10 protein-coding genes are annotated in these 11,072 nt (G+C 57.7%); 2 read left to right on the top strand and 8 right to left on the bottom strand.

All coding sequences use genetic code 11. The features are described from left to right. Window positions 1-336: 336 nt before the first annotated feature. Together FQS62_RS11810 and FQS62_RS11805 are read right to left on the bottom strand one after the other, a co-directional pair. The gene (locus tag FQS62_RS11810) at window positions 337-981 is read right to left on the bottom strand and encodes a DUF6988 family protein (RefSeq protein ID WP_049455277.1); all 645 of its coding nucleotides are present in this window, start codon (window positions 979-981) and stop codon (window positions 337-339) included. Window positions 982-1,037: 56 nt separating this feature from the next. After that, a complete protein-coding gene (locus tag FQS62_RS11805; RefSeq protein ID WP_153643314.1) occupies window positions 1,038-1,205 on the bottom strand; it encodes a hypothetical protein in 168 nt (55 codons plus the stop codon). Window positions 1,206-1,607: 402 nt separating this feature from the next. On the opposite strand from FQS62_RS11805, the gene FQS62_RS11800 reads away from it, so the two are divergent. Together FQS62_RS11800 and FQS62_RS11795 are read left to right on the top strand one after the other, a co-directional pair. After that, entirely contained in the window at window positions 1,608-2,558 is a 951-nt protein-coding gene (locus FQS62_RS11800; protein WP_262252296.1) for a TIGR02391 family protein, read from the top strand. A gap of 61 nt (window positions 2,559-2,619) precedes the next feature. Next, a complete protein-coding gene (locus FQS62_RS11795; protein WP_208044120.1) occupies window positions 2,620-3,657 on the top strand; it encodes a hypothetical protein in 1,038 nt (345 codons plus the stop codon). 124 nt (window positions 3,658-3,781) lie between these two features. On the opposite strand, the gene FQS62_RS11790 is transcribed toward FQS62_RS11795, so the two are convergent. The 6 genes from FQS62_RS11790 to FQS62_RS11765 form a co-directional block, all read right to left on the bottom strand. Continuing rightward, a complete protein-coding gene (locus tag FQS62_RS11790) occupies window positions 3,782-4,327 on the bottom strand; it encodes a hypothetical protein (protein ID WP_126412179.1) in 546 nt (181 codons plus the stop codon). An 826-nt stretch (window positions 4,328-5,153) separates the two neighbouring features. Continuing rightward, window positions 5,154-6,200: an ATP-binding protein gene (locus FQS62_RS11785; protein WP_072167141.1), complete on the bottom strand. Its 1,047-nt coding sequence runs from the start codon at window positions 6,198-6,200 to the stop codon at window positions 5,154-5,156. Between the two features lie 22 nt (window positions 6,201-6,222). Then, window positions 6,223-8,073, bottom strand: a complete 1,851-nt coding sequence (locus FQS62_RS11780; protein WP_024956856.1) for a hypothetical protein — start codon at window positions 8,071-8,073, stop codon at window positions 6,223-6,225. Continuing rightward, a complete protein-coding gene (locus tag FQS62_RS11775) occupies window positions 8,066-8,782 on the bottom strand; it encodes a hypothetical protein (RefSeq protein ID WP_049401583.1) in 717 nt (238 codons plus the stop codon). Before FQS62_RS11775 ends, FQS62_RS11780 begins: the two co-directional genes overlap by 8 nt. Before the next feature lie 375 nt (window positions 8,783-9,157). Continuing rightward, window positions 9,158-9,481 carry a hypothetical protein gene (locus tag FQS62_RS11770; protein ID WP_024956858.1) on the bottom strand — a complete coding sequence of 108 codons (324 nt, stop codon included), beginning with the start codon at window positions 9,479-9,481 and terminating at the stop codon, window positions 9,158-9,160. 720 nt (window positions 9,482-10,201) lie between these two features. After that, window positions 10,202-10,441 (bottom strand): hypothetical protein, encoded by a 240-nt coding sequence (locus tag FQS62_RS11765; RefSeq protein ID WP_126412177.1) that lies wholly within the window; start codon window positions 10,439-10,441, stop codon window positions 10,202-10,204. Between the last annotated feature and the right edge of the window lie 631 nt (window positions 10,442-11,072).

Below are 11,072 nucleotides of genomic sequence, written 5' to 3'. Positions count from 1 at the left end.
GATTCAGCACGATGCGACGGCCAAATCCGCGGATTTGGCCGACAGCAGTCAGGCCACGATTCCCTTGGTTTGCAGGAGCATCAGGGGATCAGAACAGCCTGGTTATAAGGTCGCGGACGTGCTCTGTGCGCGGGTTTCGACCAGCCGCCTTGTTCCGGGTCTGTCCTAGATTTTGTGTAAACGTGTCACCGGCAGGAAACTTCCTCCTTGTCAGAAGGGCCATCGACCTTTGGCTCCCGGGGGGCGCTCCGTCCCCCATCTGAGGAAACTTTGAATAGCCGCTTTTGACCGCAGGGCGTCATGCGACCCAAAAGCTGACATCGTCGGGGCCGGGAATTAGGGATGCCTATCAGGGTTAGAGTCAGCGGAGCGCAGCACCATGGGATAGCGTGCAGCCACGTCCAATACCTTGCACTGCAGGTTCGGTATGCCCGTGAGAGTAGAGGCCTGCATGGCTGCTAGGACGAACATCCCATTGACGTTCATTAGTGCGTCCACAACTAGCTGCATCGGATAGCCGTCCTGGTGCCGGCGCAAAGGATGGATGCCTGCATGGGTGTACGAGTTCAGGGCCTTCCAGTTGTAAACCATGAATTCCCTCAGCGGCGTCACCGAATTGGGCGGAGCTTTCTTGCCCAGTTCCTCAACCATCACGGAGACATTGGGCAGGTTCTTGGCCGCCCGTTCGGTATCTAGCGTCAGTTCCGTGACCAGCTTAGCCAGTTGACCATCGGTAGCGGCATAGAGCGTCCAGATGGCCCGCACCACGGCCTCAAACTGCGCCCGGTGGATCACTAGGGCGGAGGGCAACAGTCCGGTATGCAGGAGTGCACGAGCACTGTCGCCATGCTCCATGGACAGGGAACACAGAAGATCACTTACATGGATCCGCTGGCTGTCATCGAAGAGCGGCCTATCGATCACCTTGACCATGTCGTGGACCAAGGCATTGGACTGCTCAAACAGGTTGTCGAAGTCCATGGATCTCCCAATTTGGCTGCATGATGCCGGGCTGGAAGCCAAGGGGTCAAACCGACTCACAGAAAGGTAATGGCGAGGGCGCTTGCACCCAGAGTCAATCCAAGGCTGGCGGTGACAGCCAAGGCGATGGACCAGCGAGTCCAGCGGGCTTTGACGGTGACTTTGTTTCGGTTGAAGCAGTTGGTGCACTGGAATAGGGTGACGCTCGTTGTTCGGTTGCTCATATCGGTATCCTGTTTAGTTCGATACGAGTATTTAGCGTCGGCATAGCTCTGTGAGCGGGGTCGCCTGCGGGGCTACGAACAGGGTAAGGATTTGGCCCGAGCGGGCTGGGATTAGATCGATTTATCGAGGGTAGCGCATGCCGTTTTCGGTCCAGAGCAGACAGCTGATACTGCGAGCACCGGTCAAGTCATCCCAGCAAACGTCAGCTTGCTAGTCGAGCCCACCCCTCCATAAAATTGAACCGCCTCTAGGGTGTAGCGCACCAAAGGATCTCAGGTGCTGAAGCAAATTCTAGCTGACTATTCTTCAAGCCGATTCCCATTCTCGGCACGACTTAACTCAGGCGGCGGGGACATATGGTAATTGCCGAGAACCACGACGGACATGTTTACAACTGGATCATGTTTGAGCGTGAAACAGTCGAATTTGTACTGCGCGCTATTGACTTCTATGTGTCACTACTTGGCGATGAGTCGCGCGAGCTTGCGGAAGACCCGGATCTCGCGAGCTTGATCACAGACGATACGCGCAGAGAACTTGGTCTTGGGCGTGATAAGGAGCGAGCAAACCGTCTTAGGCAATGGATCAAGAGCAAATCGGAAGAGAGCGGCGATTCCTACCATGTAGACATCTCCATGAGCCATGGTACTGTCCGCTTCATCAAGGCGGTCAGCCTTCTTTACCTTGCAAAGCTAAAGACGAAAAGAAACAGGCTGGCCAGTCGGCCCAATGTAACGACTTCGACTCTTTCGGCATTGGACCGTGAAATATCCAGGAAAGAAGAGCTCTTCTCTTCCTCTGGCGTGTTTAAGAACGCGTCTCCTGTTCAACTACTTGCGGAGTACGGCGAAGCACCCGGAGCCGAGGAAGCGGTGACCCCGCCGCAGCCCAATGAAGAAATCGCCCTCCTTACCGCGTCGAGGCCACGCCCGGTGCTCGTCGGCTCCATCGAAATTCTGGATCATGAGCTGAGGAGGCGGTGCTTGGACCTGTTCAACCAGTTCCAGGAAGCGGGCCAATCCGAGCGCAATGATACAGTCGTCTCAGAAGCATCACGCATTCTGGAAAGCCGCCTTCGAGCGGTGACGGGATGTACCGATGGGAGTACTGGCAAGCAACTGGTCACTCTTGCATTTAATGGTCAGAAGGCTAAGTTGCGGGTTAGCCCCGTGCCGTCGGAGCAAGAGGCCGCGCAACTTCTCTTTATGGGAACCTTTGGCTTCATCCGGAACCAGGTTCAGCACAAACTCTTGGGCAGCCTTCCTGCCGAGCGTACACTGCAGATACTTGGTTGGATTGACTATCTTTTGGCAGTCATAGAGCAGGCGGAACGAGTCGCAGATTCTCCCTAACAACCGGACAGCCAGCAGGGTGACGAAGAAAGCCATCATGTAAACAATGAGAGAATAGGCTGTGGCCATTTCGTTCTATTTCGACGGCGATGACGTGGTGTGGACCCAACGTCTTGAACGACCAGCCGTCTACCTGGACACCTTCGCCATTCGCGAGATCGCGGACAGCGACAAGCTGTCGGCGCGCTTCGCCCAGGCGTTGAAGTCAAGCGGTGGCACTTGGCTCTTGGCCTCGCTCTCCATGGGAGAGTTCGCCCGTTTCAAGGACCCCCGCCACGTACAGTGCGCCGAGAGGTTACTCGCCCAAGTGGTTCCCCATATACAGCTCTTTATATCCGAGCCAAGCGTGAGGATGGGAACGCCGGGCGAGACGGATTTGGCCAGGCGCTCACTGCCCCGTGCCGACGAGCGTCACATGGACTACTTTTCGCGCCGCTGGGCTAGAGAGCAGGCCTTCGCAGACACGTTTCAGGGAATGTTCCAGCTGGTCCAAGAGCGTCGGGAGGAGATGACGGCTACGTTGGACGGCATTGCCTCTCAGCTAGTGGCGTCGCTGTTCCATCACCGACGGGTAGAAGCCTACCGACGCAAAGCTAAAGCGTCGCGGCCAAACGATGGACGAACCCGCCGGCAGGTCATTATGGGCGATCTACTGCGGGAGTTGGTGCTAGACACCAACGCGTCCATCTCCAACAACGATGCGCTGGACCTGATGCACGCCGTGGATGCCGTGGACCACTGCGACTTGGTTTTGCTTGACAAGGCATGGCAGCGGCGCGTCGACGCGCTGCGTCGACGTATTGCTCAATCGGGGGTTGAGATGCCGGTCGCCGCCTGCTGTCTGCCGCACCGAAAACGCCCGGCCTCTAACGCATTGATTTTAGAAGATATGGATGGGGTGAGCTTAGCCTCTTCCTGGCAGCTTCCGTCCACCAAAGATGCCCGATATTTCCGGAAGTCCACCAAAGATGCCCGATATTCCCGGAAGTTCACCAAAGACGCCCGGCATTTCCAGAAGTACATAAATAACGCCCAACAGTTCCGGAAGCCCATAAAACACGCCCACGACTGCCGGGGGTTCATTAGAATTGCCAATTAGCCCACGCGGCGGCAAAGCCTCCCCTTGTGTTGCGTACTCGCATGAAGGCTACTGCCGTTCGCAGTCCGGCACGAGACAGTGCCGTTGCCCCAATGATGGCAAAAATTGCTAAGAACTGCCTGCCTTAGGATTTCTGCTGGATTCTAGCTGTTTTTCGAGGTGTCACCCAGGCGACCCGGACTTCTCTCAAGGAACGGGCGGAACCCTGAAGCTCGATGACCGGATACCCACCTGAAGGCAGTACATCCTTCGGATTCAGCTTGAACACCCTTGCAAGCGTCAACGCCAAGCCTTCCTCATAAGCGGTTGCCAGAACCCACACAAGCGCGTCGACCAAGGCGGATCTTCCCTTAATGCTGTCCAATACCGAAGCGACGATTACGGAAGGGGACCTATCCGGCTTGTCGTTCGCGATACCAAAGGCCGCAGCGGCCAGCTCCAGCGCTGTGCCGCACGCTAACGTTACCATCGGGTCGACAACCGAGAGATTGAGCCAAGTCGCGCCGCTGGCAGAAACACCATAGGGAGCTAGGAACGACTCGTGCCGCTCTACCTCAGTGGGTCCTTGGGTGTCGTAGTGCGTTGAGCGGAAGCTCAGGACAGATAGGCCTTCAAGTCCGACCCTGGCGCATGCCGCTGCAGTGGCCCGCGTCAAAGCATCGTAGGCCATCAATGGGAGCGGAGCGCACATGAGGCCCGAGTTGCCGCCAATCATTGCCCAGCCCCAGAACGCCCCTGGCTCCGGATCGTCAGCGGATGGCTGGAAAGCCTCATACCTTACGTGAGCATTGCCATCGTCCTGGTGGACGGGCGGCATAGGAGTCGTTCTATCAATCAGGCGCGCCAGAGCTGAAGGCCAGCTTTGCGCATCACTGGGGAAGTGAATCACTCGGCCTGCCCGCTGGCGTGATGCCCAATGAAGGTAGTCATCCACCCACTGCGACACTTCACGAGCGGGAAATTGCCTGACGTCCAGTAGCGCTGTGTGGGCGTCGATTGGCTGAAATCCACAAGTACAAGTCCCGAGACCACCGGAGTGGTCAAAACTGGTGCCCAGCGTCCTTCCGCATGCCTCGCAGTGGCTGATGAGCTTCTCGCCATGCCAAGGGCACGCAGAGATGGAAGGAAGGAGAAATAGTGAACAATGGTAGCCGTGAAGTGCGCATGCGGGGCACCGCATATATGGAAGCTCACTACCCGCGAGAAGTCGAAGTGATTGAACTGGAAGCCACGCGGCCGGATTCCATAGATTCTTCGTTGTGACGTCACGGACTTCGATGGCTGACGCAAAAGTATCCTGCACCCGGCCCGGCAGAAGCAAAGGGCGGAGCATGGAGCGCCCAGTCTTACGCCTCACCCCCATGATCATGAGTTGCTCACTTGTTGGCATGCCCAGTGCAACGATCCGCTGCAGCACGCCGTAGCCCGATATGTATGGATAGAACTCATGCTCTGCGCCGACAATCCGAGGCGTAGAAGGATTTACGGCGCGAGAGCTATTCATTGCTTCCCCCTACCTGGTTTGCCGTATTCTGTATCTTCTCAATGATGGCGATTGCCTTGTCGGACATCTTCTCGCGCATGCGAATGAACTCGGTTCGCAGGTACCCGACATGCACAAGCGCAGCACGGACGTCAGATGGAGTGAAGCGTTCGAAACTCTGCTGAAACCAAGCGTTCGTTAGCAGATTCCGCACGGTCGATGTGAAGGAGCACATCGGCCAGCCACTATGTTCGGGAAGTCCCACCTCCCTCCGGAGGGCGGACACAGCATCGCAAATCATCTCCGTTTCAGATTCCAGCCGCCATCCGCGATCAAATGCGTCGGTGGCGAAGTATCTAGAAAATGGCATGTCCTCTGTCGGCCACCATGCTGCGCCGTCGTAGCGCGACAGGGCATGCCTGACCTCATCTCGCGCCGCAAGAGGAAGAAATGGGGCTGAGTCCAGAAACCACCGGCGAACAACATGTGACGGATGGTGCTGCCACATGTCGCCAAGCTCGATGCCCTGCTGGTCACTTTGGTACACAAAGACCAAAAAGAGAGTAAGCCTGTCCTTGCTCATCAAGTTATCAAGATCTTCTAAGCACTGAAACTCAAGATTGGTGAGCCGTTGAGCACTGTCGATGAACAATACGTACCTGCGTACGTCGGCGTGCCCACACGCGGCGCGCATGTGATTGTGTATTCGTGCCCTCAGCTCGTGAGGCCTGGCCGATGACCAGCGCGGCATTCCCAGTTGATGTGAAAGCGCGTGCCAGAAGCTCAGCGGGCTCCTGCATGCATCTGAGGTTGCGACGATTGCCCTGGCCACACCTGCGCGGCGTCCGTCCTCCACGAGCCAGCGCCAGTCGGTTTCGACTAGATAGTCTTGCGCCGTGGATTTGCCAACCCCGCTCTCTGAATAAAGAGAGCACCCATGATGACCCTGCTGAATGTTGTACAGAACGAAATCCGCCATGCGTTCGACAGGCTTCGTGTTGATACGGTAGCCAGACTCAATGAAAAGTGGATGGTCGGGGTCAAGGCGACGGACGGCCATGATGGCCTCCGCAAGGTCCGATCTAGTCATCAAGATTCACCTTGCCTCCCCGGGGGACTCTTACCGGGATGTGAGCTGGCTGGGACCGAATGTCGGGCAGACGGCCGAAGTGCAACTGCTGCAAGCGCGCAAGTTGGTCGACTGCGGGTTGGGACGTGTCTGCAGTAGATCGAAGATGCGCTATGAAGGCTTCAATTGCACACTCCACGCCAGCGATTGAGAAATCACTGCGCTGTTTGGACCAACGACAGATGATCCTTCGCGTCCTCTCGTCATGCGGCGCGCGCGACCAAGGCGCTCGCGCGGTAGCCACTCCGAATGGCACGGTGGCACTTTGAAGTAGCACGATTGAACGAAGATCGCGCCTATTCACGCGCGCAAGAATCCTGGTGCCAATCAGTCCCCATTTATCGTTAAGGGAAGGGGATCGGTAGTCCGCATACAAGTAGGTGACATGGGGCAACTCCCCATTATCCTTGTTGCCTTTTACGGGCAGGCTTACGATTGTCGAAGCCATATCTGCAGCATCCAGGCCACAGGTTTCCGGCGCAAACGCAAACGCTGACTCTTTGCGATTCGTGAGATACGCTAGCGGCGTCATCTGTCCGAGTGCGGAGTGAGGCGTCGCGTTGTAGTTGGCTATGATGACGTCCAGGAGCTCCTCGAGAAGGTGCATCTGGATGGGATGGGCATCCGGAGAGAAGTTGCTGATCCTGATCTTGTTTTCCCCCAGCCGTTTGGCGGGCTCAAAACCGCCGGGGATCTTACGCAGCGCACCACGTTCCAAGCGCGAGAAGAATTGCTCTACAATGGGTCGTGAGCGCGGTGTGTGCGACTTTCCGAAGATCATCACACCTCCCCGAGCCCTGCAGAATGCTGCTTCGAGTGCATGGGCCGAGTGCGCAAGGAAGTTGTCCAGTGCGACAGCGGCCGAGCGCGTGACTATCGGCGTTGCTGCCTGATAGACGGGCATTCCAGCGCCAGGTGCGTAGAAGAGGTCCGGGATCGTCAGGTCCCTGGGAGCCCAGGGTTCCATTGACTTGGACAAGCAGAGCGCTACATCAAGATTGTCATAGCTCTGGCCGACACAGAGAAGCCATCCCGTTACCGCCCTGGATTCAGTCTCTATTTCGATGAGAAGCCATAGCCGTGACACTTTGCGCGTAACACGCGCGCCATTGGGCATATCGATGGAGATCTTGCATTCAACATCGATTTGGTGCGCGTCAAACTCCGTTCTGGCGAACAGGCCCATCCGTACTGCTTGCTCCAAAGCGACAGGAGCGTTCGATGCCGATTGAGGTTCATAAAGGTCCACGTCGGCTACTGCCGACTGCCGCCGCTTGAGCAAAGCAAGCAGCGAGCGCTTCCCCTTGCCAGGATCGTTCAGGGGGAATTTGTCCTCCAGGTTGTGCTGCTTCAGCTCCGCAAGGACTCGTTGGTGCAATTTTACGAACGCGCTTGGAGGGCGGCCCGGCGGCAGATGGGTTGCAAAGCCATCGATCAAGGCTTTAACACTCGGCACAGCTTCGGAGACTTTGTGCCACGCAAATCTTCCTGGAACCAGCGGCAATTCCGCGGGTTCGAAGGAAAGCTCAGTCGAGTAACTGCCCCATGGAATGCATACGCGAAATCCGTGCGGCATGCCATCGTGGGCTATCGTGGGCGCTTTCATTGCCATGCGCTTCAGGCGTTTGTGGCAGATTCCATATCTCCGGGATATAGCGGTGATGGTGGAACGGCCCAGAAGCAAGGCGGTGAGTGCTTCCTTGGCCACGCGGAACTTGGAGAGATGATCTGGTGCAATATCAACCGGATGTGGGGAGTACCACTCGTCGAGTGTCGCCTGATCATAGATTTCGTACCTAGCCATGACGCACCTCCACGAGGGCATCCGGATCCCCTGGGCGATAGTCCACGAGTTGTACGCGGCCGGTGTAGACGAGGCTTGCCACTGCGCAAGCCACTGCGAACCGGGCCTGGCCCGTCTGCAGTTGTAATGCGCTCATGGTGAGGCGCTCAACGTTCTGGAGCATGTCCTCAATCCTCACTTCCAACTGCCTGGCCCCCGCGATCTTTGCATTGGCCCAGACAAGCGGAAGTAGTTCGTAGGCAACAGCGACCTCGCTGGCGCGAGATGCCAGAGAGTTTTCGTGGACAAGTCGCAATACGAGCCCTTGATTCAAGGCCATGTGGATGAGCTCGTCATCTGCGGGAAGCTTGACTAAGCCAACGCTCAGTGAAGCCACCCGTTTTGTAGGGATTACAAACTGGTAGTGCTGGGTGCCATCCCTCCGCCCGACCCAGAAGCTCAACTCAAGGTCGCGCTTCTCGCCTACCGTGATTCGACGCGGCCTCTCAACATACATCTCCACCTGGGGGTCAAATTCGAGCATCAGCGCCTGGCAAAAGTTGACCAGGTCGGCCACCGTTACGGTCCGCCCATTCTTCGGGGACTGAAATACAAAGATTTCGCGGCGGTCGCGCTTGCCGCGTGCTAGCTCGAGAGGGGAATGGGGCAGATGCCCCTCACGGCGGTCTTCGTCCGTCGGTTTGGCGGTCGCGCTTTTTCCTGCGGTCATCATCCTGCTCCTCAGCCGTCGGCTTGCGAACGTCTGCCCGGTCTCGAGATTGGAACAAGGTGCCCATTCAGGTTCGCCTCCGCCATATGAGATGGGGAGGAAATGGGCGCACCCCTCCGCGCGAACGGGAAGTCGCTTGACTTTGTCAAGGAAAAGGGTGAGCCTCAGGGTACAGGCTGAGTTTCACCACCATCTGCTCCAACAGATGTCACTTGCCCCCGCGCCAACGGGGGCAAGTCATTTCCAGGGTTCGGAGATGTTAGTTTCCGGCTCTTGGTACTCTCCTCGGCGCTCGGCGAGCGCATCTTCGGGGACGTCTTGAGTCTGTTCTTGAAACGCTACAAGCCCGGCCCCTTGAGTTTGGGTTGTGGGGCGTCATTCCTGGTTGGGCTTCAGAGCAGCCGCTTCATCTTGCGGGGTGCCAGATACTGCCGGCGGACTGATTGCGGCCCTCAGCCCAACCATCCAGTCGGCGATGTCCATCGCAAAGGCAAATTTGCCGCGGCGGCCGGGCACTTTGAATATCTTCACGGGCAAGGTTCCGCGTGCCTCTGCTTGGCGGAGCGCGTGGCTGGAGCGATAGCCAAGAGCTCGCGGCAAGTTTTCATAGCCGATGAGAGGCCCGAAATGAAAGGTCAATTCTCTTTCGATCTCACGGCGTTCCGGGGCCAGGATTGATTCGTTGGTCCGCTCCGTCATGGCGTGGTCACACCCCGTCGCTTGTGTCCTCCTGATTCTGCCCCTCTAATACGGATGGTGGAAGGAGTAACAAACTCGCGTTTCGTTACCCATCAAAGGTGAATGGGGAGGGGCACGGCCATGGCGCTCAAAGAGATACCCTTTTACGGCGAGGCGCGACTTGCCCGCATGCGTGCAAGCACGAGCATACTTCCCGCCAACCGAGCCGTGCCGTACTGCCTGCGATCACTCAGTGTCGGATTGTGGTTTGAATGCTTGCGAAGCCGAATGGGCCTATCCAGCGCATACGCGCTCGGACAGTCGATATCCCCGGAGCGTCCCGGCTGCCACTCCAATGTGTGGGTGAAATATGCCCATGCGGAACACGTCCCGTCCCAGGCGACGCAGGCAGCAGCCGAGGCGCGCTATCCCGGCTCCCGCATGGTTCTATGTTCACCGGTCTGGGCCGCTCTGAATGTCCACGAGGCACTTGGCGGTTGTGGAGAATCAATACTCATGTCGCTCAGTGCACCTGTGCAACTGGAAGTGTTCAGCGGAGCGAGCTTGCGAGCCGGCATGTTTGTCCGCCGAGACCGTCGGTTACGAGAGATCACCGAGGGCTTGTGCGGGCTGGGCACTCTGGATAGCCTGGCGGCACTAGTGGTGATGTTGAGGGTCGCCCATGAGCAGGGCAGACGGCATGACTGCTTTGCCTTGGGGCGTGCACTGCACGATTGCCTGCTACTGGTGGGGCAGGATAGTCCCATCCAGCTTATTGCCGAAGAGCTGTTCTGGTACTTCAGCCATTTCGTGCTTCCTTTCACAGGGTGCCGGGGTGTTCGGATTGCATCGTCGCGACGCCGCTTGCTCCTGCAGCATGAGGTTCTCTCCCGCCTCGTACTTGAGCTTGAAGACAGCGGGTTCGACTATCTCCCAGGCATGCGTCACCCGCTCTTGCGGGTAGTCCGCAATCAGCAGCATGCTCCGTCTTCGCGCTTCTTCTCGCCCGGCGTCGGACCCTGCAGCGCAACATCGCGGCAGATGGCGCGGTAGCGCTATCAATACAGAGTCTTGTTGAGACGAGGAGGCATCCAGGATGGTGAGCGCAGAGACTAAAGGCTCGACCGATTACGAAATGAGCCGCTTGTGGTGGGCGGCACGGCTGTCGCAGTCGAGTAGAGGCTCAAGATGATTGCCTATCTTGGTTGGGGGTCGCTGGTATGGCAACCCGACGGTCTACCGGTTCGTGGACAGTGGCTGGCAGACGGGCCAACGGTTTGCGTAGAGTTTTTAAGGCAATCCGGCAATGGACGGCTTACGTTGGTCATGCATGCGGCCGCGTCTGCTGTCACCTCCTTCTGGGTTGAGGCTGGTACCGACGACGAGGGCGACGCCAAGCGAGCCTTGCGTGAGCGGGAAGCCATTCCCTCAAAGAACATGGAGCGACACTTGGGGGTCTGGACACATGGCTGTCCAGCACCGGCGAGTATTCCTGGGCTCGCTGACTGGGCCGCTGCTCGCGGGATTACCACTGTGCTATGGACGGCGCTGCCACCGAAGTTCAACGGGGAAAATCAACGCGTCCCATCAGTGGAAGAAGCAGTTGCCTACC

This window comes from Stenotrophomonas sp. SBJS02 (assembly GCF_020428325.2).
Classification (GTDB): domain Bacteria; phylum Pseudomonadota; class Gammaproteobacteria; order Xanthomonadales; family Xanthomonadaceae; genus Stenotrophomonas; species Stenotrophomonas africana.
Note: the sequence above shows the minus strand (reverse complement) of the source record. Positions and strands in the feature narration are given on the sequence as shown.

Coding starts and splice junctions, on each gene's coding strand:
- FQS62_RS11765 (WP_126412177.1), bottom strand. CDS start 10,441: ATGCTGCTGATTGCGGACTACCCGCAAGAGCGGGTGACGCATGCCTGG.
- FQS62_RS11785 (WP_072167141.1), bottom strand. CDS start 6,200: ATGGCCGTCCGTCGCCTTGACCCCGACCATCCACTTTTCATTGAGTCT.
- FQS62_RS11800 (WP_262252296.1), top strand. CDS start 1,608: ATGTTTGAGCGTGAAACAGTCGAATTTGTACTGCGCGCTATTGACTTC.
- FQS62_RS11780 (WP_024956856.1), bottom strand. CDS start 8,073: ATGGCTAGGTACGAAATCTATGATCAGGCGACACTCGACGAGTGGTAC.
- FQS62_RS11775 (WP_049401583.1), bottom strand. CDS start 8,782: ATGACCGCAGGAAAAAGCGCGACCGCCAAACCGACGGACGAAGACCGC.
- FQS62_RS11805 (WP_153643314.1), bottom strand. CDS start 1,205: ATGAGCAACCGAACAACGAGCGTCACCCTATTCCAGTGCACCAACTGC.
- FQS62_RS11770 (WP_024956858.1), bottom strand. CDS start 9,481: ATGACGGAGCGGACCAACGAATCAATCCTGGCCCCGGAACGCCGTGAG.
- FQS62_RS11790 (WP_126412179.1), bottom strand. CDS start 4,327: ATGGCCTACGATGCTTTGACGCGGGCCACTGCAGCGGCATGCGCCAGG.
- FQS62_RS11810 (WP_049455277.1), bottom strand. CDS start 981: ATGGACTTCGACAACCTGTTTGAGCAGTCCAATGCCTTGGTCCACGAC.